Source organism: Burkholderia sp. MSh2, from assembly GCF_000731655.1.
Lineage (GTDB): Bacteria > Pseudomonadota > Gammaproteobacteria > Burkholderiales > Burkholderiaceae > Burkholderia > Burkholderia paludis.
This window is the reverse complement of record NZ_JPGM01000096.1, coordinates 1-22,139: the sequence shown is the minus strand read 5'-3', so window position 1 is coordinate 22,139 and position 22,139 is coordinate 1. Positions and strand designations below refer to the sequence as shown.

Below are 22,139 nucleotides of genomic sequence, written 5' to 3'. Positions count from 1 at the left end.
ACGAACGGCGATATCGTGCCGCTCCCCGCCACTGAATAATCTCCGCTTTGCGGCGCGACTTCGCCGCGGTTCTCGCGACCGTCAGGCAGCGGCGCGTACAGGCAGATGATCTCAACACGATTCCTCCGGCTGGTGGCCGTTCTCGGCTGGCTTGGCGCCGTATGGCCGGCGCACGCGGCCGACCTGCTCGACGCGGTAAACGCGGCACTGCGCTTCGATGCCGGCATCGGCGCGGCACGCAACGCGCAGCTCGCGGGCCGCGAGAAACGCTGGCAAGGTCTCGCCGGCCTGCTGCCGCGCGCGGAGCTCAACGGCAACTACACGAAGCAGGACCAGCCCACCGCGTCGTATGCGGCGGCGGTCCGCCGTCACAGCGCCGCCGCCGTCCTTACCCAGCCGCTGTTCGACGTGGCCCGCGTCGCCGATTTCAAGCGTGGCGGCACACTGGCCGACCAGGCCGACATCGAGTACGAGAAAGCCTGGCAAGCGCTGATCAACGATGTCGCCAATGCCTATTTCGACGTGCTGTACGGACGCGAGGTACTGCAGGCGGCCGAAGCCGCGCAGCAGGCGTTCCGCACCCAGTTCGACCAGGCGCAGGCCGCGCTGCGGCTCGGCGACGGCACGCGCACCGACGTCGACGAGGCGCGCGCGAATCTCGACGAAGCGCTCGCGCGCAAGGTGGGCGCGCAAACCGATCTGGCGGTCGCGAACGGCACGCTGCAGCGGCTGACCGGCCTGAGCGACGCTGAACTCGAGCCGATCGCGTGGTCATGCGCCCGGCAGGCGGCGCCATCCGACCTCATGGCCGCGATGGACGAAGCGGCCCGCGACAACGTCGACGTGCGGATCGCCGGCAAGCAGCTCGACCAGTCGCAGGCCGACATCGTCGCGGCGGCGGGCGCGCACCTGCCGGTCGTGAACCTGCAGGCGAGCTACGGCACGAACTGGAGCCGCGGCGCCAACGAGAACGGGCTCGACACGATCTTCGGCACGACGTCGAAAACGCGCTCGTCGACGATCGGCGTGACGGTCACGATCCCGCTGTTCGCCGGCGGCGGCCCGCTGTCGGCAAGCCGGGAGGCCTACCGCCGGCGCGATCAGGCGCGCGACGTGCTCGAGGATGCGCGCCGCAAGGCCCGCGAACAAGCCCGGGCCGCCTATCTCGGCATCACCAACGGCCTCGCGCTGATCCGCGCGCAGGAGCGCGCGCTCGCATCGGCCGACGGCAAGGTGAAGTCGACCCGCCTCGGGCGCGAAGTCGGGCTGCGCACGCAGATCGACGAGCTGAATGCGCAGCAGCGCTATTTCGAAGCGATCCGCGATCTCGCCGACGCCCGCTACCGCTATCTGCGGGCGCGACTACGACTGTCCACAGCGCTTGGCGCACTCGGCGACGGCGACATTGCCGCCATCGCGTGCCGCGCCGACAGCCGGCCCCCCGTCGCTGGAAGCCGCTCATGACCGATTCCCTGTTCCGCCAGGAAGCGCTCGATGCGACCCGGCACAAGCTGATGGGTACGGTGAGCCTGTATTCGCCGCCCTGGCGCTGGCTGACGATCGGGATCGCGGCCGCGCTGACGCTCGCGGTCGTCGCGTTCTTCGTGTTCGGCAGCTATACGAAGCGCGAGCGCGTGGCCGGCCAGTTGTTGCCGGAAAAAGGCCTGCTGACGGTTGCGCCGCCGATCACCGGCACCGTGATCGGCATGCGCGTGCGCGAAGGACAGGCAGTGGCGGCCGGCGGGGAACTCATGGCGATTTCCGCCGAAGTGGCGACCGAACTGGGCGGCACGCGCGAAACGGTCGCGCGGCAGTTGAAGTTTCAGCGTTCGCGCCTGGAAACCGATCTCGCCGGCCAGTCGCAACTGGGCACGGAAGCGCAGCGCGGCCTGCGGGCGCGCGCCGCGGCGCTGGAAGACCAGCTGGTGCAGATCGCGCGGCAGAACACGCAGCGGCGGCGTCAGGCCGAGCTCGCGCAACGGCAGCTCGACAAGCTGCAGTCGATGCGCGCGCAAGGTTACGCGTCGAACAGCCAGGTCGAGCAGCAGGAGGGCGTACTGCTCGACGCGCAGGCACGGCTGCAGGAGCTTGCCCGCCAGCGGCTCGACGTCGGGCAGCAGCTCGACCAGACCCGCCAGCAACTGCGCGAGCTGCCGCTCACCACCCGCAATCAGCAGAACGACATCGAGCGCAAGCTCGCGGATGTCGACCAGTCGATCGCCGAGAACGAGGCGCGTCGCGCGGTCATCTTGCGCGCGCCGCAGGCCAGCGTCGTGGCCGCGCTGCTCGTGAAACCCGGGCAGATCGTCAACGCGGGCCAGTCGGCCGTGTCGCTGCTGCCGCAAGGCGCGCCGCTCGAGGCGCAGCTGATGGTGCCGAGCCGCGCGATCGGCTTCGTGCGCACCGGCGCGCGCGTCGTGCTGCGCTACGAGGCCTACCCGTTCCAGAAATTCGGCCAGCAGTTCGGGCGCGTGACCGAGGTGTCGCGTACCGCGCTGTCGCCGCAGGAAGTCGCGCATCTGACCGGGCGCACCAACGTGCCGGAGCAGCTGTACCGCGTCGTCGTCGCGCTCGATCGCCAGGACATCGTCGCATACGGCAGGCACGAGCCGCTGCGGCCCGGGATGGCGCTCGAGGCCGACGTGCTGATCGACCGGCGCCGGTTGATCGAGTGGGTGCTGGAGCCGCTGTATGCGCTCGGCCGCCGCGTGTCGGCCTGACGCGCGCCTTCAACGGATTCGTTACGGAGCCCCCCAATCATGAAATGGATCGACGCGCTGCAATTCGGCTGGCGCCGCCGCCTGCCGGTGATCCTGCAGACGCAGGCCGCCGAGTGCGGCCTCGCGTGCGTCGGGATGGTCGCGAGCCACTACGGCCATGACCTCGACCTCGTCAGCCTGCGCCGGCGCTTCAGCCCGTCGCTGAAGGGGGCGACGCTCAACGACGTGATGCTGATCGCGTACCGGCTCGGCCTCGCATCGCGCGCGTTGCGGCTCGATCTCGACGAGCTCGGCAAGCTGCGCCGCCCGTGCATCCTGCACTGGGACATGAATCACTTCGTCGTGTTGAAAGCCGTGTTGCGCAACCGGATCACCATCCACGATCCCGCCCGCGGATGCCGCGACGTGCCGCTTGCCGAAGTGTCCGAACACTTCACCGGGGTCGCGCTCGAGCTGATGCCGTCGCCGTCGTTCGAGCGGACGCAGGCGCGCGAAGCGATCTCGATGGCGAAGCTCGTCGGCAGCGTGACAGGCATCCGTACGACGTTCGCGCAGGTGCTGCTGCTGTCCGCGGCGCTGGAAGTGTTCGGCATCGTCACGCCGTTCTACATGCAGTGGGTGATGGACCAGGTGCTGGTGTCCGCCGATGCGGACCTGCTGACGCTGCTCGGCATCGGCTTCCTGCTGGTCGTGCTGTTCCAGAACGCGGTATCGGCGTTGCGCGCGTGGGTGGTAACGTGGTTCTCGAGCCTGCTCGGCGTGCAGTGGACCGCCAACGTCTGCGCGCACCTGCTCCGGCTGCCGATGGCGTATTTCGAGCAGCGCCACATCGGCGACGTGGTGTCGCGATTCGGCGCGATCAACACGATCCAGACGACGCTGGCCACCCAGTTCATCGGCGCGCTGCTCGACGGCGTGATGGCAATCGCGACGCTCGCGATGCTGTTCGTCTACAGCCCGGCGCTCACCTGGCTGGTGCTCGGCCTGTTTGCTGCGTACGGCGCGATTCGCTGGATCGCGTACCGGCCGTTCCGGCAGGCGAACGAGGAGCAGATCGTCCATGCGGCACGCGCCCAGTCGAACCTGCTCGAATCGATTCGCGGCGTGCAGGCGATCAAGCTTGCGAACAAGCAGGAGGCACGTGTCGCCACGTATGCGAACGCGGTCGTCGAGACCACCAACAAGCACGTCGCGATCGAGCGGCTGTCGATCGGCTTCTCGACGGTGCAGGGCGTGATTTCCGGTGCGGGGCGCGTGGCGCTCGTCTGGCTCGCGGCGAAGCAGGTGCTCGACGGGCAGTTCTCGGCCGGGATGCTGGTCGCGTTCGTCAGTTTTTCCGACCAGTTCATGACGCGCGGCGCCGGGCTGGTCGGCACGCTGATCGACTTCAGGATGCTGCGCCTGCACGGCGAGCGTCTCGCCGACATCGTGCTGACCGACGTCGAAACCGACATGGAGGCAAAGGTCGCGCAATCGACGGAGGCTGGTTGCGCGACGCCGCCTGCGATCGACGTGCGCGACGTGCGGTTCCGCTACGCGGAAACGGAACCGTGGGTGCTCGACGGCTGCTCGTTCTCGATCGCGCCCGGCGAATCGGTCGCGCTGGTCGGCCCGTCGGGCCAGGGCAAGACGACGATGGCGAAGCTGCTGCTCGGCCTGCTCGCGCCGGAGCACGGCAGCGTGGAAGTCGACGGCATCGACATCCGCAAGCTGGGCCTGCACCCGTATCGCGACCGGATCGGCTGCGTGATGCAGGACGACATCCTGTTCGCGGGCTCGATCGCCGACAACATCGGCTTCTTCGACCCGCAGCCCGACGACGCACGCATCGAACGGGCCGCGCGGCTTGCGCAGATCCACGACGACATCGCCTCGATGCCGATGGGCTACCGGAGTCTCGTCGGCGACATGGGGTCGTCGCTGTCCGGCGGGCAGTGCCAGCGCGTGCTGCTTGCCCGCGCGTTCTACCGCCAGCCGGCGATCCTGGTGCTCGACGAAGCGACGAGCCATCTCGACATCGAGCGCGAATCCCGGATCAACGACGCGGTACGCGCGATGAACGTCACGCGGATCATCATCGCGCACCGGCCGGAAACCATCCGCAGCGCGGACCGCGTGATCGAGATCGCGCGAGGCACGGCACGCGAACTGCCCGCCGGCGCCATCGTCATGCCCGAACCCGCTTAGCGCCGCGGGATGGCACGGTATGCCGCTGCCCGGCGGGCAACGCGACGGACGACACCGATCCGGCCCGGCGACACCGGCACACCGGCGGTCGCGAGGCTTCACGCGCATGCGTGCGTGGAATGAAGGGAGCGGCGGCGGGTTACACCTTCAGCGCAATCAGATCAGGCCGCTTTCGTACGCATAGCGGATCAGGTGAATGTTCGAATCGGCCTGCAGCTTGCACATCGCCGTGTATTTTTGCGTCGACACGGTGCTGACCGAGCGGCCGAGCTGCTTCGCGATGTCCTGCAGCGTATGGCCGGCCGCGAACAGCCGGACGACATCGAGTTCGCGGGCCGTGAGCGCCGTTTGCCGGCCGCTCCCGCCACGCTCGACGGCCGCCCGGGCCGACGGCGACAGGTAGCAGGCGCGGCCGGCGCCGAGCCGCCGGCATGCGTGGACGATCTCGTCGACCGGATCGTCCTTGCTGACGATCGCGGCCACGCCGAGCTTCCGCGCGGCCGCGAACACGCTCGGATTCGAGTGCGCGGTAAACATCACGCACCGCGTGCGCGGCGCGACATCGCGCAGCTTGCGCAGCAGCGGAAGGCCGTCGAGCGGCTGCTCGCCGCGGCTCATCGAATAATCGACTACCGCAATATCGATGGGAGATTGCGCCAGCGCGGCGATCAGTTCGCGGCCGCTACGGCAGAGGTGCATGAGGTGAAACGGCGGATGCAGACACAACAGTCGATGAAGCGATTCCAGCACGACAGGATGGTCGTCGGCCACGGCCACGGTCACTGTTTTCATAGGCTCAATCATGTCTTTCGAAAAATACGGCAACGCCCGTCGACGGGGTGTTGCCGCATGCGATAACACTCATGAGCCGAAGCGGGTGTTGGCCTGAACTTTAATGCCCGCCTTTATTTAATGAAAGCGCGATCGTTATCGGGATAGGCGCGCGGATAATTATCCTGTCCGAATGCCGCAGCGAATATAACCTGAATTGGATAATAACGGCTTTGTCCGGTTATCTTTTCCGCATTTATCGAACTTGTCCTAAGTTTGATTGAATAAATCACGTACCGGACCGGTAATGCGACGAGTCGCCGTCGCTTGCCGGGTTTCGGCCCCGTTTTACGGAACACCCATGAAGGTATCGCCGGCCCGCGAACGGGAGCGGGAGCAGAAGCAGGAGGCTTCCCCGCCCTGCGCCCGCCGTGACGATCCGGCAGGCGTCGCACGTCGCGAACGCAATGAACGCCGGCGCCCCGTCGACGTGCCAGCCGGCCGGAGCGAGGTGCTTGCCGCTCACCCCATGGACACGGCAGGCCCACGTCCATGCGACCGTGCCCTTTTTTCGTCCGTTCTTCGCCGGTTCCCGGGGGCCGCGCCGCACCCTCGGGCCGGCCCGTGCGACAACCGGCCAGAAACCGCTTGCGGCCCGTCCGGCGGGCGATCGCGGCCGATGCGCGCACGATCGGCCCACATCGGCGCTTGACCTCAGCCGACCGACTCGCTAGCGTTTCGGGTTTGCCCGGGCGGCCATTGCCGCCGGTGCCGCGAGCGCGCCCGACGTCCTGGCGCGCGCGGCCGGGCTCCGATGGAAAAGACGATGCAGAAACTCGATGCGGCGAGCCCGCAGGCGATGTCGACGGATTTCACGGCCGACAACGTCGCGCGCCTGAAGGCGCTGTTCCCCGAACTCGTGACCGAAGGCCCGGACGGCGCGTCGGTCGACGTCGACGTGCTGAAGGCGCTGATCGGCGAACGCACGGTCGGCGACGCCGACGAGCGCTACGGCTTCCACTGGCACGGCAAGCGCAGCGCGCGCCAGGCCGCGCTGACGCCGTCGACGGGCACGCTGCGGCCCTGCCCCGACGACAGCGTCGCATGGGACGACACGCGCCATCTCGTGATCGAGGGCGACAACCTCGACGTGATGAAGCTGCTGCACAAGAGCTATGCGGGCAAGGTGAAGCTCGTCTATATCGACCCGCCCTACAACACGGGCAGCGATTTCGTCTATCCGGACGACTTCAGCGACAGCATTCGCCACTACCTGGCGATGACCGGCCAGACCCAGGGCGGCGCGAAGCGCAGCACGAACACCGAGGCGAACGGCCGGTTCCACACCGACTGGCTGAACATGATGTATCCGCGCCTGAAGCTCGCGCACGCGCTGCTGTCCGACGAAGGGCTGATCGCCGTGCACATCGACGAGCACGAGGTGCACGCGCTGGTGCTGATGCTGCGCGAGATCTTCGGCGAGGAGAACGAGCTCGGCGTGGCCGTGTGGGACAAGCGCAACCCGAAGGGCGACGCGCGCGGCGTCGCGTACCAGCACGAATCGCTGGTGCTGTTCGCGCGCAACGCCGAGACGCTGCTCGAGCAGGCGCCGCTCAAGCGCCCGAAGCGCAACGCGCAGCGCATGCTCGACGCCGCGCACGACGCGGTATACCGCAGCGGCAACGCGAAGGATGCGCAGAAGGCGTACCGCGCGTGGATGAAGGCGCAGACCAACCTGTCGGGCGGCGAGGTGATGTACGACCGGCTGTCGGAGGACGGCCGCGTGTACCGCCTCGTGTCGATGGCCTGGCCGAACAAGAAGAAGGCGCCGGAAGAGTATTTCACGCCGCTGATCCACCCGGCCACCGGCAAGCCGTGCGCGATGCCGGCGCGCGGCTGGCGCAACCCGCCCGCGACGATGCAGGCGCTGATCGAGCGCGGCCAGATCGAATTCGGCGCGGACGAAACCACGCAGCCGCAGCGGATCTACTACCTCGACGAGAACATGTACGAGAACGTGCCGTCGGTGCTCCCGTTCGCGGGCTCCGACGACGCGCTGCTGAAGACGCTCGGCATTCCGTTCGACCAACCGAAGCCGGTCGATTTCGCGGCGGCCGTGATCGGCTGGTGCACGCGCGGCGACGACATCGTGCTCGACTGCTTCGCGGGCTCCGGCTCGACCGGCCACGCGGTGATGCAGGTGAACGCGACCGACGGCGGCGCGCGCCGCTACGTGCTCGTGCAGTTGCCCGAGGCGCTCGACCGCCGCGACAAGACGCAGACGAGCGCGGCCGATTTCTGCGCGAAGCTGAAGAAACCGTCGACCCTCGCCGAAATCACGAAGGAGCGCCTGCGCCGCGCCGCGCAGCAGGTCGCGCGCGATTATCCGGAAAGCTATGGCGACCTCGGCTTCCGCGTCTACCGGCTCGACACGACCAACGTGATCGAGTGGGACCCGCGTCGCGACGATTTCGATCATGCGCTGTTCGCCTCTGTCGAGCACGTGAAGACCGGCCGCACCGAGGACGACCTGCTCGCCGAGCTGACGCTGAAGCTCGGCCTCGACCTGTGCACGCCGGTCGAGCATCACCAGGTGGCCGGCAAGGCCGTGCACCTGATCGGCCGCTCGATCGTCGCATGCTTCGACGCGCGCATCGCGCGCGACGACGCGGGCCCGCTCGCCGACGGCATCGTCGACCTGCTCGACGCGACCGGCGCGACGCGCGACGTCACGTGCCTGTTCCGCGACAGCGGCTTCGTTGACGACGTCGCGAAGCTCAATCTCGCCGCGCTGCTCGAACAGCACGGCGTGAAGCGCGTGCGGAGCCTGTGATGCGGCTGCATTTCGAAGCGGATCTCGACTACCAGCGCGAGGCGATCGACGCCGTCTGCGACCTGTTTCGCGGCCAGGAATCGTATCGCGGCGACTTCAGCGTGCTCGCGAACGCCGCGCCCGGCACCACGGCCGCCGCACAGGGTTCGCTGGGCTTCGCGGTATCGGAACAGGGCGTCGGCAACCGGCTGTCGCTGACCGACGACGCGCTCGCGCGCAACCTCGCCGACGTGCAGCTGCGCGGCGGGTTGCCGCCGTCCGGCGGCCTGCCCGGCTCGCGCGACTTCACGGTCGAGATGGAAACCGGCACCGGCAAGACCTATGTATACCTGCGCACGATCTTCGAGCTGAACCGCCGCTACGGCTTCACGAAATTCGTGATCGTCGTGCCGTCGATCGCGATCAAGGAAGGCGTGCACAAGACGCTTTCCATCACCGAGGATCACTTCCGCGCGCTGTACGCGGGCGTACCGTACGACTACTTCCTGTACGACTCCGCGAAGCTCGGCCAGGTGCGCCACTTCGCGGCGAGCGCGGCGATCCAGATCATGGTGATGACGGTCGCCGCGATCAACAAGAAGGAAATCAACAACCTCTACAAGGACAGCGAGAAGACCGGCGGCGAGAAGCCGATCGACCTGATCCGCGCGACCCGGCCGATCGTGATCGTCGACGAGCCGCAGAGCGTCGACGGCGGGCTCGAAGGCCGCGGCCGCGAAGCGCTCGCCGCGATGGCGCCGCTCTGCACGCTGCGCTACTCGGCCACGCACGTCGACCGGCACCACATGGTGTACCGGCTCGACGCGGTCGACGCGTACGAGCGCAAGCTCGTCAAGCAGATCGAGATCGCGTCGGCGATCGTCGAGGACGCGCACAACAAGCCGTACGTGCGGCTCGTCGGCGTGTCGAACCGGCGCGGCGCGATCAGCGCGCGCGTCGAGCTCGACGTCGCGACGGCGGCCGGCGTGAAGCGCCAGATCGTGTCGGCCACCGACGGCGACGATCTCGAACGCCTGACCAGACGTGCGTTGTACGCGGGCCTGCGGATCGGCGAAGTGCATGCGGTGAAGGGCGCCGAATACGTCGAGCTGCGCCACCCCGAGGGTGAAGCGTTCCTGTCGCTCGGCGAGGCGTTCGGCGACATCGATACGCTCGCCGTGCAGCGCGAGATGATCCGCCGCACGATCCGCGAGCATCTCGACAAGGAGCTGCGCCTCGCGGAGCGCGGCGTGAAGGTGCTGTCGCTGTTCTTCGTCGACTCGGTCGAGCGCTACCGCCGCTACGACGAGAACGGGATGCCCGCGAAGGGCGACTACGCGCTGATCTTCGAAGAGGAATATGCGCGGGCGGCACGCGTGCCGGCCTACCGCGCGCTGTTCGACGGCGTCGACGTCGCGCTCGAAGTCGGACGCGCGCACAACGGCTATTTCTCGATCGACCGCAAGGGCGGCTGGACCGACACGAGCGAGAGCAGCGCCGCGGCCCGCGAGAACGCGGAGCGCGCGTACGGCCTGATCATGCGCGAGAAGGAAGCGCTGCTGTCGTTCGACACGCCGCTGAAGTTCATCTTCTCGCACTCGGCGCTGAAGGAAGGCTGGGACAACCCGAACGTATTCCAGATCTGCACGCTGCGCGACATCCAGACCGAGCGCGAGCGCCGCCAGACGCTCGGCCGCGGGCTGCGCCTCGCCGTCGACCAGGACGGCGAACGGGTGCGCGACGCGGGCGTGAACACGCTCACCGTGATCGCGACCGAGCGCTACGAGTCGTTCGCGGAGAACCTGCAGAAGGAAATCGAGGCCGACACGGGCATCCGTTTCGGAATCGTCGAGGAACACCAGTTCGCGGCGCTGCCCGTGCAGGAAGGCGACGGGCCCGCGCATGCGCTCGGCGTCGAGCTGTCGCGCGTGCTGTGGAATCACCTGCACGAACAGGGCTACGTCGATGCGCAGGGCAAGGTGCTCGACCGCCTGAAGGACGCGCTGCGCCAGAGCGCGCTGGTGCTGCCGGATGCGTTCGAGATCCTGCGCGCGCCGATCGTCGCGACGCTGCGCAAGCTGTCGGGCCGCTTCGCGGTGCGCAATGCGGACGAGCGCCGCGCGATCGCGTTGCGGCGCGACGCGTCGGGCAAGGCCGTCGTGTTCGGCGACGATTTCGGTGCGCTGTGGGACCGGATCCGTCATCGCACCGTCTACCGCGTCGAATTCGACAACGCGAAGCTCGTGCGCGACTGCGCGGCCGCGCTGCACGACGCGCCGGACATCGCGCGCGCGCGGCTGCAGTGGCGCAAGGCCGAGATCGACATCGGCAAGGCCGGCATCGAGGCGATCGAGGTGGCCGGCGCCGGCACGGTGCTGCTCGACGAAGGCGAACTGCCGCTGCCCGACCTGCTCACCGAACTGCAGGACCGCACGCAGCTCACGCGCCGTTCGCTCGCGACGATCCTGGCCGACAGCGGCCGGCTCGACGATTTCCGGGTGAATCCGCAGCAGTTCATCGCGGTCGCCGCCGAGGCGATCAACCGCTGCAAGCGGCTGGCGCTCGTCGCGGGCATTGCGTACCGCAAGCTCGGCGAGCGCCACGTGCACGCGCTCGAATCGTTCGAGAGCGAGGCGCTGACCGGCTATCTGCGCAACCTGCGGCCCGACGCGCGCAAATCGATCCATGAAGCGGTCGTGTGCGAGACGGACGCGGAACGCGCATTCGCCGATGCGCTCGAGGCGCACGACGGCGTGAAGCTGTATGCGAAGCTGCCCGCGTGGTTCCGCGTGTCGACGCCGCTCGGCAGCTATCACCCGGACTGGGCCGTGCTCGCGGAGCAGGACGGCGGCGAGCGGCTGTACTTCGTCGTCGATACGCCGAATGCGGATGGCAACGCGCCGAGCGAGCACGAGCGCGCGAAGCTCGCGTGCGGCGAAGCGCATTTCCGGGCGCTGGTGGATGGCGACGGCGCGGCGCGCTTCGTGCGCGTCAGGCAGGCGGATGCGCTGTTCGAGCCCGCGGCGCTGCTGAAGGGCGCCGGGCGCTGAAACGAAGGGCGGCGCGAGCCGCCCTTTTTTCATGAGACTTCATGAGGCGCGCGCGATGCGCGCCAGCCGGGGCAACCTGCCGTAGCGGCGCCCCGGCAACGACGCGGCTTACTGCACCGGCTGCATGCCCTGCGCGGCGGCCTTGTGTTGCGCGGCCAGCTCTTCCGCGTGTTTCTTCGCCATGTGATGGCCGACGATGCAGCCGCCGACCGCACCAACGACCGCATGGTGGCCGGCGTAGTGGCCGGCAACCCCGCCGACGACCGCGCCCTTCATGCAACCCGCCGCATGCGCGCTGCCGATCGTGGCGAACGCAACGACGGCGGCGATCGCGTACTGCCCGATGTGTCGAATGGACGTCATGTGTTCAAGCTCCTCTTGTTTTCATCGATCCAGCCGCTCAATACCAGCGGCCACCGCGATCATGCCACGCATGTTCGCGCCATTCATGGCGACGCCACTCGCGTTCGCGCCATTCGCGCGCGCGCCAGTCGTCGTAACGATAGCCTACCGGCGCGTACGCGACCGGCGGCGGCGGAGCCACGTAGACGGGTGCCGGCGCCGCATAGACGGGCACGCCGATGCCGACCGACACGTCGACGTGGGCCGATGCGACGCCCGAGGCTGCCAGCGCCGCCACACCGAGAACTGCACCGAGAAGAAGTTTCCTGCTCATCTCGCGACTCCCTGCACGTATCGTGCTTCATGTGAATACGGTTCGGAGTCTAGGCATCGGGCGCGGACACAGGTGAAACGGGTATGCGAGAGCGGTAACGGACGTTTACCGGCACGCGTGGAACCCGGCGGGACAAGGTAGAGGCGCGACTCTACACGCCGTTGCAACGGCGCATCGAATCGGCAGACCGGGGATGTCCGGCATCGGTCCCGGCCATCGGGGCGCGCCGGCGCGCGTCAGGAACGAACCGCCCGCCGCATGCGCAAGCGGTTCGCAAGCGCGCGTTACGCGCGGATATCGTCGACGCTGCGCAGCCAGTGCACGCTGAACAGGTTGTCCGCATCGGTCCACACGGTATCGGGCACGAATCCCGCGCGGCGCGCGATCGCGCGAAAGCCGTCGATCGTGAACTTGTGCGAGTTCTCCGTGTGGATGCGCTCGCCGGCGTCGAAGCGAAATGCATGGCCGCGCACGTGCACGGTCTGCGCGACGTCGCTGACGAGATGCATCTCGATGCGCTGCCGCTCGCGGTCGTAGAACGCGCAATGCGAAAACGCGTCGACGTCGAAATCCGCGCCGAGTTCGGCGTTCGCGCGCACCAGCAGGTTCAGGTTGAACTGCGCGGTCACGCCCTGCGCGTCGTTGTACGCGTCGTGCAGCGTACCTTCGTCCTTCACGAGATCGGCGCCCACCAGCAAGCCGCCGCCGCGCAGCAGTCGCGCGGCATCGTGCAGGAATGCGTCGGCTTCCTCCGGCGAGAAGTTGCCGATCGTCGAGCCGGGGAAGAAACCGATGCGCCGCCGCGGCGTTCCGGTCAGCTCGGCGAGTTGCTCGGCCTTCGTGTAGTCGGCCGCGAGCGGCGCGACGTCGAGCCACGGATAGGCCGCCCGCAACCGTGCGGCGGCGTCGTGCAGGTGGTCGGCGGAGATGTCGACCGGCACGTAGCGCGCCGGCGCGTTCGCGTAGTTGCCCGCGAACGCGTCGAGCAGCACGCGGATCTTCTCGAGCGAGCCCGCGCCGAATTCGACGATGTCCGCATGCGGGCCGACGCGCCGCACGATCTCGGCCGCGCGGTCGCGCAGGATGCCGAGCTCGGTGCGCGTGGGGTAATACTCCGGCAGTTCGCAGATGCGGTCGAACAGCGCGGAGCCGGCCGCATCGTAGAAGTATTTCGGCGGAATGCTGCGCGGCGTGCGCGACAGTCCGTCGATCAGGTCGCGCTCGAACGCGCTCGGCCGCGAATCGCGGGCGGGTTGCTGGCCACCGCTCGTGGCCGTCTGGTCAGACGTCTCGCGCAAGTCGCACTCCCGTGAATTGCCAGCGCGCGGCCGGCGGAAAGAAATTGCGGTACGTCGGCCGTTCGTGCCCGGGCGGCGTCGCGATGCTGCTGCCGCGCAGGACTTGCTGGCCGACCATGAACTTGCCGTTGTATTCGGCCGCCACGCCCGCGAGCGGCCGGAAGCCCGGATAGGGCTCGTAGGACGAGCGCGTCCACTGCCACACGTGCCCGAGCATCTGCCGGATGCCTTCGGCGAGGAACGCCGCTTCCCATTCGAATTCGGTCGGCAGCCGCGCGCCGGCCCATTCCGCATACGCGGCTGCTTCGTAGAAGCTCACATGGCACACCGGGGCATCGGGCGCGAGCGGTTCGACGCCGTGCAGGCCGAACGTGCGCCAGGCCTGCGTCGCGGCCGCGTCGCCTTCGCCGGGCAGCCAGTACGCGGGCGCCTGCCACCCTTCCCGCTGCACGGTCGCCCAGCCGTCGGACAACCAGTATTCGGGGCGCGTGTAGCCGCCCTCTGCGATGAACGCCGCGAATTCCGCGTTCGTCACGAGGCGGTTCGCGATTTCGTACGGCCGTACGAGCGCCGTATGACGCGGCCGTTCGTTGTCGAACGAGAACGCCTCGCCGGCGTGGCCGATCTCGACGAGCCCGCCCGCCTGGCGCAGCCAGCGCTGCGCGCCGGCGTCGCCCGCGGCCATCGCGTCGCCGTCCATCCCGTTGCGCGGCCGGAACGCCGGCTTCAGCGGGTTGCACGAGAACGCGTGCAGCATGTCGGTGACGATCAGTTCCTGGTGCTGCTGCTCGTGATGCAGGCCGAGCTCGACTTCGGGCGCGATCGCGTCGAGCTGCGCCGCGTCGGCGCCGGCCAGCGCGCGCAGCAGCGCATCGTCCACGTATTGCCGGTATGCGTGCACCTCGTCGAGCGACGGACGCGTGAGCAGCCCGCGCTGCGGCCGCGGATGGCGCGGGCCGAGCGCTTCGTAGTAGGAATTGAAGAGGAACTGGAACGCGCCGTCGAACGGCGCGTAGCCGGGCACGCGGCGCATCAGCACGACGGTCTCGAAGAACCAGGTCGTATGCGCGAGGTGCCACTTCGTCGGGCTCGCGTCCGGCATCGACTGCACGGCCTGGTCTTCGGCGGACAGCGTCGCGGTCAGCGCGACGCTGTGGGCGCGCACGTCCTGGTAACGGCGCTGAAGCTGTGAGGCTAGGAGGCTCATCGGTTTACCGTCCACGTCGCGATTCGCTGCGTTGCGTTGCCGGAAAAGGGAAAGCCTTGCGCGTGAGGCGCGCGGCTGGCGTGCGACCTGCTGCTGCGTCGTCGGGCAGCCGGCGCGCGCGCCGGGCCGCTGATGCGGCGTCCCTTCATCTGCCCTTGCAGAACAGTATGGTCCAGAAATGTGAATGCTGCGAATCGGGATGCGGACGGACCGCGTCCGAAAGAAAAATGAAAGTGTCGATGGAGAGCGCATCGGCCGCGCGACGACGCGGTGAAGCCTGCCCGGATGGGCAGGCCAGCGGATTAACCGCGAACCGGCCAGCCGGTCCGGCTACTGACGGCCCATGACAACGCGCGACGGTCGTGAGCGACGGCTTCGTGATGCGCGCGTTTGTATGACGAACGCGGGCGGCGGCTCCGCGTGAACGGCCCGACCCTTTGCCTGCGACATCGCATTCGCGAAGGTTTCCGGAATTTTCTTGCGTCGATGTCACACGCGCGGCAGCTCGCTCGTCATGTCACCGGAACCCACACGAAAGGAGAAGGAACCATGACTGCGAAACTCAATCCGTTTGCCGCCGCCCCCGCGCTGATGAAGGACTGGATGACCGTGTCGGTCGCCGCCGCCGGGAGCCTCGAACCGGCGCTGATCGAGCTGGTCAAGATCCGCGCGTCCCAGATCAACGCGTGCGCGAACTGCATTAACATGCACACGGCCGAGGCGCGCGGGCAAGGCGAGACCGAGCAGCGCATCTACCTGCTGTCCGCGTGGCGCGAAGCGCCCTGCTACTCCGACCGCGAACGCGCGGCGCTCGGCTGGACCGATGCGCTCACGCGGCTGTCGGAGGGTCATGCGGCGCACGAAGCGGCCTACGCGGCGCTGAACGACCACTTCAGCCAGGAGGAACAGGTGAAACTCACGCTGATGATCAACGTGATCAACGGCTGGAACCGGCTCGCCGTCGGCTTCGGGCTGTGGATCGCCCCGGCCGACGCGAAGGCCGCCGCCGCGAAGATGGTGGCCTGATGCCGAGCCGCGATCCGGCCAGCGGCCGCGCCGACGAACGGGCCGACGCAGCCGCGAGCTTCGACCCGCTGCGGCGCACGCTGATCCGCGTCGCATACCGGATGCTCGGTTCCGTCGCGGATGCCGAGGACGTCGTGCAGGAGGCGTTCATCCGCTGGATGGACGTCGACCGCACCGAGGTGCGCGTGCCCGAGGCGTTCCTGCGCCGCATGGTGATGCGCATGTGCCTCGACCAGCTGAAGTCCGCGCGGCACCAGCGCGAGACCTACATCGGCCCGTGGCTGCCCGAGCCGGTCGTCGACGAGGACGAGCAGGAAGACGTCACGCTGCCGCTGCTGCTCGCGCTCGAACGGCTTTCGCCGCTCGAACGCGCGGCGTTCCTGCTGCACGACGTGTTCGGCCTCGAGTTCGACGAAGTGGCCACGACGATCCAGCGCGACCCGGCCGCGTGCCGCCAGCTCGCCGCGCGGGCCCGCACGCATGTGCGCGAGGCGCGGCCGCGTTTCCATGTCGAGAAGCAGCGCGGGATCGAACTGGCGGAAGCGTTTTTCGCGGCATCGCGCAGCGGCGACCTGCGCACGCTCGGCGCGATGCTTGCCGAGGACGTGAGCCTGCATTCGGACGGCGGCGGCAAGCGCTCGGCCACGGGCAAGCCGGTATTCGGTTTCGAGCGCGTGATGAAGGTGCACGAGTACCTGGCCGAACTGTTCGTCACGCACGCGTCGAAGCTCGTGCGTGCGGGGTTCATCAACGGGCTGCCGGGTTTCGTCACGCTGGAATCCGATGGCGAGCTGCAGACTACGGCGCTCGAGATCGAGGACGGGAAGATCGTCGCGATCTATGTCGTGCGGAATCCTGACAAGTTGAAGCACCTGCATTGAGGGCGGCGGGATTGCGCGTCGGGTGCCGTGCGCATGCACGGCCGCGATGCGCGCTACGCTCCGTCCTGCCGCCCTGCTTTACCGGCCGCCGGTTCGCACAATCAATACGTCCCGATCACGAGATTGCGGATCATGATCATCAGGAAGCCGAGCAACGGTGTCGCGACCGAGAAACCGGTCGCCGCGAGCCAGTTCGTGCCGCCCTGCGCTTCCAGCAGCGCAAGAAACGATTCGCGGGACGTCGCGTTCGGGCGCAGCTTGTCGATCCGGCGCTCGACATGCGCCTTGTAGAGGCCGTTCCCGTACCAGCCGAGCGACACCGCGATCCCGATCGTGACCGGGTCGAGCGTGCTCGATTCGAAGTATTTCGGGAAGAACAGCAGCTCGACCAGCGTGATCCCGAGCGACGCGCCGAGGACGGCCGCCGCCTGCCAGTACATGCATCGATACGCCATCCAGACCGGGCCCAGGAAACAGGCTGCCCAGTTCCACGACTGCCGGTTCTTGCGCGATGCGGCGAGCGTCCATTTCCGCTCGAACCAGGCGGCTTTCTTGCCGACATAAGCAGCGATTTCGTCGTTGCTCGCGGACGATGTGGCGGTCGTGACGTCGGACATGTCGTGTGCTCTCGGTCGCGCGGATCGCGCGTTGTTGTTTTGATGCGTTGGAAATCGGGCGACGGCCGGAACGGCCGCTTCGATGCGCACACGATTCTACGCGCGGCGCGGTGGCCGTTGTATGGCGAATCGAGGGGTCGGTGAGGAAGGATGCGATGCCGTGGATCGCGCAACGCATCGGGGCAACATGCGTTGTTTCGGCCGGAAAAAGAAAAACGCCACGCGAAGTTGCCGCGTGGCGTTTGTATGTTGGCGAGCCGCATTGCCTGTAGGCAAGTTGTGCTGCCAGACCCCTTCATTTTGTTCGTTGGTAGGCTCGATTGGATTCGAACCAACGACCCCCACCATGTCAAGGTGGTGCTCTAACCAACTGAGCTACGAGCCTAAGAAGCCGCGAATTATAGAGAGGGTTTTTGAGGAGCACAAGCCCTTTCGTGAAAATTTTTTGAATCGGGGCGCGCGGGGGACGGCGATCGAGGTCGCGTGGCGATGCCGGGAGCGTTGATGTCGCCTCGTCGCATCACAGCAAAACGCGTCGCTGCGCTGTGGTGTTATCCACATTCCCCTCTGGATAACCGTCCTGCAAGCCTCTGGATTCACAGTGGAACGATTGAGGATATGTCGGCGAGTCTGTGAATCGACGAAAAGTTGTTCTGTGCTGCGCGGAGCTGTTCACGCGCGACACCCATGGTTATGCATTCCGCTTCCTGCTGAGAATTCATGATGTTAGGGACGTTATCCACTGTGAGGCACAGCGCTTGTTAACTATCACTACGTATATATACGAACTCTGTTAACACCGTTGGATAAGCACAGTCCGGCGACTGTGATCCGCTCGGGATATGCACTGCGTGCGGCGAGCAGAGGAACGAATCGGGAAGCTGTGAAGCGCTTTCGACGATGCACGCGCGGTCATGTCTGTAGAATCGCCGGCATTCAGGATGCGAACGCCTGGCGCACAGGCTCACGGCACATGACCGATTCTTCGATGACCCGGCTCGACGCGCTCGATATCGATGCCGTCGTACGCCGGATGCAGCAACACTCAGGCGACATCGTGCTCGAGCAGCGCGTGTCGATCCCGGAAGCCGATGTCTTGTGCTGCCGCTACAAGGGCGAGCGATTCAACGTGAAGTTCGATCTCGACTATGGGGTGTCGGTTGATCGTGTCGGCAAGCTGTCTGGCGACGACGTCGCGGAGATCATTAGATGGCTCACGAAGGAAGCAGGATGATCACAGGGGACGACACTGGACGAAGCGATCGATGAAGGCACCTGTCGATGAGATGCTGGTGACGGATATCGCCGGTCACGTTGCGGTTGTCATGACCGATCTGGTGACTGCTGCCGATGTGCTGGTACGGTTGGGCTTCGCTCGGCAATCAGGTCGCTGGGAACGCGCGATCGCGGACGACAACGACCGTCAGGCGCTCGTTGCCGCGCTCGTCGATCTCGATGCGCTGTTTTCCGCGGGCCGCGACTGGAGTCCGCAGGCACTCGTCGAGTATTACCGGGAGATCGGCGTTCTTCGAAGCGGGTACCGTTCCGTCTCATGGCGCGGGCCGGGACGGTACGTCATCGAACGCCATGGATACGGTGCGTGAATGATCGATGTCTTCCACGGCGCGATGAAACCGAAGAAAGAGCAGGGCGACGCGAGTGCCGCTCGCAACCGGAGTGAGTAATGGGACTGAGCGTTTGCCATCGGCATGGAGATGTTTCCACGGCGACGACGTCGACGGGCGTTGCCGCACGCATCAGGCTGCGCGCGCAGTGTGGGCCCGGCGAACTCGTGAAGGTCTCGCTCGACCGGCCGAGATACAGCTGGGAGATGTGGATGTTGCGCGCCGAGCTCGACGAGCACGAGGCCGATGCGACCTTTGTCGATCAGGTCGCGCACGTGAAGGTCTTTCCGAAGATCGCGGCGCTGGAGCGCTTGCGCGCATACATGTGTTTGGCGTGCCTGGACGAACTGCTCGTGCGCTCCGGCGAGGCGCCTTATAAACCGACGACGAAAGAGCAGGCGTTCGACACGTCTGTCGTCGCGGCGAATGCAAAGTGGCCTCGCAATTTCGCGCGATGCGAGCTTCATGGGCTGATCCGGCCGACGCGGGCATCGCCGGATATCGAAACGGCGATCCTGACGATCGATGTGATCCGTGATTGTCACGTCGTGCGCGTGATCGATGCCCGCGTGAAGCATGAACCCACGTATTGGTTCGACGAAGCGTTTTTGCGCAAGGTGTTCGGGCCGGATATCGACATCGTCGATTCGACGTTCCGGATCGACGATCGGGACATGGTCGCGCGGCTGTGGGACGCCGGTGAGTATGTGTGTCCGGTGTGTCTGCGGGAGGTGTTGAAACGCAGCGGCCTGGGCAACGACGACGCGCCAGCTTGACCCGAACGATGCGACGGCGGCCGGCGCAATCCGCATGGCGGATCGTGCCGCGCGTGTTGCGGTCATGCCCCTGTTCCTGGTCCGACGATTAGTCTTAATGCCCTGATTAAACGGTAGAATCTCGCGCGACTGAGTCACAGACACCATCCGAGGGTGCTGAAATAAAAAAGGGCTGCATCATGAACGTGCCGAACGTCGGCGCCGCGCTTCGCGGCGGATTGCTTCAGCAGGACCGTTTGCTCAAGTTGGATACGCCGTTGGGAGTCAACGTACTCGCCGTACAGCGCGCCATCGGCCGATCGCGGATCGGACGAGACTATTCGTTCACGCTCGATGTCGTCGCGGGCAATGACGATCTCGAACTCAAGAAGCTGATCGCCCAGCCGGCCACGTTGTGGATTCAGCAGGCGAACAATGCGTACCGGCCCGTCAGCGGCTATATCTACTCCGCGCGCCGGCTTGGCGCGAAAGGCGGGGTAACGACCTATCAGCTCGAACTGCACGCGTGGATGCATGTGCTGCGGTTCCGCCGCGACGAGAAAATCTGGATCGACAAGCACGCAGAGGAAATTATTTCCGATGTGCTCGACACGCATCCGGAAGCGCGCGGATTGTTCCGGTTTGCGTTGTCGCAGCCATTGGAGAACCGGTCGTACACGCGGCAAAGCGAGACGGACTGGAACTTCGTGCACCGGCTGATGGAAGACGAGGGGCTGTACGGCGCGTGGCAGCAGGCCGACGACGGCAAGTCGCATACGCTCGTCATCACCGACAACCTGCAGGCGTTCGCGCCGCTGTCGCCGGAAACCGTGCGCTTCTATCGCGGCGGCGTGGGCAGCGAGGCCGACGCGTTCACGCAATGGTCGGGCACGCGCACGCTGCAGAGCGTGACCCGCACGACGCGCACGTTCGACTACAAGAATCCTTCACAGCCGTCGAATCCGAAGGGCACGTCGCTGCCGACGATGGGCGGCCAGGGCGAGCTGCCGGATCAGCTCGAGGTCTACGAGTACACCGGCGCCTATACGTATCTCGACCAGTCGCGCGGCGACCATCTGACGAAGGTGCGGATGGAAGAGTGGGAGTCGCAGGCGAAGCGCTTTCATGGCGCGGGCGGCGTGCGCGCGATCGATGCGGGCCGGCGCTTCACGCTGGCCGATCACCCCGCGCACGAACGCGATTCCGCCGATCAGCGCGAGTTCGCCGCGATCGGTGTTTCCTGGTGGATCGAGAACAACCTGCCCGTATCGGGCACCGACTCGGATTTCCCGCATAGCCTGGGTCGCGCGCTCGGTCAGGTGCGCGCGCGTTACGAAAACACACCCGGCCTCGAGGTATCGCACGGCGACGGGTCGGTCGGTTTCTATCTCGTCGAGGTCGAAGCGCAGCGCGTGAGCGTGCCGTATCGCAGCCCGTTCGAGCATCACAAGCCGGAGATGCATCTCGAGACGGCGATCGTCGTCGGGCCGCAGGGCGAAGAGGTTTATACCGACGCGCTGAACCGGATTCGCGTGCAGTTCGTGTGGGATCGCCTGAACCCGGGCAACGAGAACGCGTCGTGCTGGGTGCGCGTCGTGCAGTCGGATACCGGCGGCGGCTACGGCGGCGTGCATGTGCCGCGGATCGGCGAGGAAGTGCTGATCAACTACATCGGCGGCGATTGCGACCGGCCGCTGGCGGTCGGGCGCGTGTACAACGGCGCGAACCAGCCGCAGTGGCATACCGACGGGATCCTGTCGGGCTATCGGTCAAAAGAGTATTCGGGCAGCGGCTACAACCAGCTCGTGATGGACGACGCAACCGGGCAGAACCGCGTGCAGCTGATGAGCAGCAGCGCGAACAGCCTGCTGCATCTCGGCTACATCATCGACCACAACGCCAATTCACGCGGGGCGTATCTCGGCAGCGGGTTCGACCTGCGCTCGGATGCGTACGGCGCGGTGCGGGCCAGCCAGGGCCTGTACGTGACGACGCATCCGAAGGCGGCGAACAGCCAGCCGCTCGACGTGAAGGAAGCGCAGCAGCAGCTGGTGACGGGCGAGAGCCTCGTCGAGGCGATGTCGGAGGTGAGCGAGCAGCACCAGGCGGAAAGCCTGAAGGATGCGCAGGACACGATGCGTGCGTTCACGGACGCGACGCAGGACAGTGCATCGGGCAGCGCGTCGGGCGGACGCACGGCAGGCGGCGGCACGGGCAGCGCGAACGCGTTCAAGGAACCGGTGATGCTGTTCGGCAGCCCGTCGGGGATCGGGATGTCGACGCAGCAGTCGGTGCATGTGGTTGCGAACGATCACGTGAACGTGGCGAGCGGGCAGAGCGTGCATGTTGCGGCGGGCAAGTCGCTGCTGGCGAGCATCGGGCAGAAGCTGAGCCTGTTCGCGCAGAACGCGGGGATGAAGCTGTTCGCGGGCAAGGGCAAGGTGGAGATCCAGGCGCAGTCGGACAACATCGAGGTGACCGCGCAGAAGGCGGTGAAGGTGGTGTCGGCGACGG

Annotated in this window: 17 protein-coding genes and 1 tRNA gene; 11 read left to right on the top strand and 7 right to left on the bottom strand. The window is 66.9% G+C overall.

Features of this window, described 5'->3' with window-relative positions; genetic code table 11:
• The first annotated feature begins 105 nt into the window (after positions 1 to 105).
• From GQ57_RS35680 to GQ57_RS35670, 3 genes are read left to right on the top strand one after another with little or no spacing between them, the layout of a single operon-like run.
• Complete coding sequence (locus GQ57_RS35680) at positions 106 to 1,464, top strand: TolC family outer membrane protein (RefSeq protein ID WP_031397142.1); 1,359 nt, start codon at positions 106 to 108, stop codon at positions 1,462 to 1,464.
• The gene (locus GQ57_RS35675) at positions 1,461 to 2,720 is read left to right on the top strand and encodes an HlyD family secretion protein (protein ID WP_031397143.1); all 1,260 of its coding nucleotides are present in this window, start codon (positions 1,461 to 1,463) and stop codon (positions 2,718 to 2,720) included. The genes GQ57_RS35680 and GQ57_RS35675 overlap by 4 nt, the downstream gene beginning before the upstream one ends.
• A gap of 39 nt (positions 2,721 to 2,759) precedes the next feature.
• Positions 2,760 to 4,907: a peptidase domain-containing ABC transporter gene (locus GQ57_RS35670; RefSeq protein WP_034200361.1), complete on the top strand. Its 2,148-nt coding sequence runs from the start codon at positions 2,760 to 2,762 to the stop codon at positions 4,905 to 4,907.
• Positions 4,908 to 5,063: 156 nt separating this feature from the next.
• Here GQ57_RS35670 and GQ57_RS35665 read toward each other — a convergent pair whose 3' ends face one another.
• Entirely contained in the window at positions 5,064 to 5,699 is a 636-nt protein-coding gene (locus GQ57_RS35665) for a response regulator transcription factor (protein WP_235212608.1), read from the bottom strand.
• A gap of 793 nt (positions 5,700 to 6,492) precedes the next feature.
• Here GQ57_RS35665 and GQ57_RS35660 point away from each other — a divergent pair.
• Both GQ57_RS35660 and GQ57_RS35655 read left to right on the top strand, forming a co-directional pair.
• Complete coding sequence (locus GQ57_RS35660; protein WP_031397146.1) at positions 6,493 to 8,511, top strand: site-specific DNA-methyltransferase; 2,019 nt, start codon at positions 6,493 to 6,495, stop codon at positions 8,509 to 8,511.
• Positions 8,511 to 11,540 (top strand): type III restriction-modification system endonuclease, encoded by a 3,030-nt coding sequence (locus tag GQ57_RS35655; protein WP_034200360.1) that lies wholly within the window; start codon positions 8,511 to 8,513, stop codon positions 11,538 to 11,540. The genes GQ57_RS35660 and GQ57_RS35655 overlap by 1 nt, the downstream gene beginning before the upstream one ends.
• 108 nt (positions 11,541 to 11,648) lie before the next feature.
• On the opposite strand, the gene GQ57_RS35650 is transcribed toward GQ57_RS35655, so the two are convergent.
• The 4 genes from GQ57_RS35650 to egtB form a co-directional block, all read right to left on the bottom strand.
• Positions 11,649 to 11,903 (bottom strand): hypothetical protein, encoded by a 255-nt coding sequence (locus GQ57_RS35650; RefSeq protein ID WP_031397148.1) that lies wholly within the window; start codon positions 11,901 to 11,903, stop codon positions 11,649 to 11,651.
• A gap of 37 nt (positions 11,904 to 11,940) precedes the next feature.
• The gene (locus GQ57_RS35645; RefSeq protein WP_034200359.1) at positions 11,941 to 12,216 is read right to left on the bottom strand and encodes a hypothetical protein; all 276 of its coding nucleotides are present in this window, start codon (positions 12,214 to 12,216) and stop codon (positions 11,941 to 11,943) included.
• 284 nt (positions 12,217 to 12,500) lie between these two features.
• On the bottom strand, positions 12,501 to 13,514 hold the full coding sequence (gene egtD / locus GQ57_RS35640; RefSeq protein WP_031397150.1) for an L-histidine N(alpha)-methyltransferase: 1,014 nt from the start codon (positions 13,512 to 13,514) through the stop codon (positions 12,501 to 12,503).
• A complete protein-coding gene (gene egtB / locus GQ57_RS35635; RefSeq protein WP_034200358.1) occupies positions 13,498 to 14,721 on the bottom strand; it encodes an ergothioneine biosynthesis protein EgtB in 1,224 nt (407 codons plus the stop codon). Before egtB ends, egtD begins: the two co-directional genes overlap by 17 nt.
• A 549-nt stretch (positions 14,722 to 15,270) precedes the next feature.
• Here egtB and GQ57_RS35630 point away from each other — a divergent pair.
• Together GQ57_RS35630 and GQ57_RS35625 are read left to right on the top strand one after the other, a co-directional pair.
• Positions 15,271 to 15,747: a carboxymuconolactone decarboxylase family protein gene (locus GQ57_RS35630; protein WP_031397152.1), complete on the top strand. Its 477-nt coding sequence runs from the start codon at positions 15,271 to 15,273 to the stop codon at positions 15,745 to 15,747.
• Positions 15,747 to 16,628, top strand: coding sequence for a sigma-70 family RNA polymerase sigma factor (locus tag GQ57_RS35625; protein ID WP_034200363.1), 882 nt, complete (start codon positions 15,747 to 15,749; stop codon positions 16,626 to 16,628). Before GQ57_RS35630 ends, GQ57_RS35625 begins: the two co-directional genes overlap by 1 nt.
• A 101-nt stretch (positions 16,629 to 16,729) precedes the next feature.
• On the opposite strand, the gene GQ57_RS35620 is transcribed toward GQ57_RS35625, so the two are convergent.
• Together GQ57_RS35620 and GQ57_RS35615 are read right to left on the bottom strand one after the other, a co-directional pair.
• Positions 16,730 to 17,245 (bottom strand): DUF2628 domain-containing protein, encoded by a 516-nt coding sequence (locus tag GQ57_RS35620; protein ID WP_031397154.1) that lies wholly within the window; start codon positions 17,243 to 17,245, stop codon positions 16,730 to 16,732.
• Positions 17,246 to 17,553: 308 nt separating this feature from the next.
• Positions 17,554 to 17,630 (bottom strand) — tRNA-Val (locus tag GQ57_RS35615).
• 588 nt (positions 17,631 to 18,218) lie between these two features.
• Between GQ57_RS35615 and GQ57_RS35610 the strand changes: the two genes are divergently transcribed.
• The 4 genes from GQ57_RS35610 to GQ57_RS35595 form a co-directional block, all read left to right on the top strand.
• Positions 18,219 to 18,479, top strand: coding sequence for a hypothetical protein (locus GQ57_RS35610; protein ID WP_034200357.1), 261 nt, complete (start codon positions 18,219 to 18,221; stop codon positions 18,477 to 18,479).
• A gap of 31 nt (positions 18,480 to 18,510) precedes the next feature.
• Positions 18,511 to 18,849 carry a hypothetical protein gene (locus tag GQ57_RS35605; protein ID WP_034200356.1) on the top strand — a complete coding sequence of 113 codons (339 nt, stop codon included), beginning with the start codon at positions 18,511 to 18,513 and terminating at the stop codon, positions 18,847 to 18,849.
• A gap of 188 nt (positions 18,850 to 19,037) precedes the next feature.
• Positions 19,038 to 19,646, top strand: coding sequence for a hypothetical protein (locus GQ57_RS35600; protein ID WP_031397157.1), 609 nt, complete (start codon positions 19,038 to 19,040; stop codon positions 19,644 to 19,646).
• Positions 19,647 to 19,825: 179 nt separating this feature from the next.
• The coding region (locus GQ57_RS35595; protein ID WP_034200355.1) for a type VI secretion system Vgr family protein at positions 19,826 to 22,139 on the top strand (2,314 nt) is incomplete at its 3' end.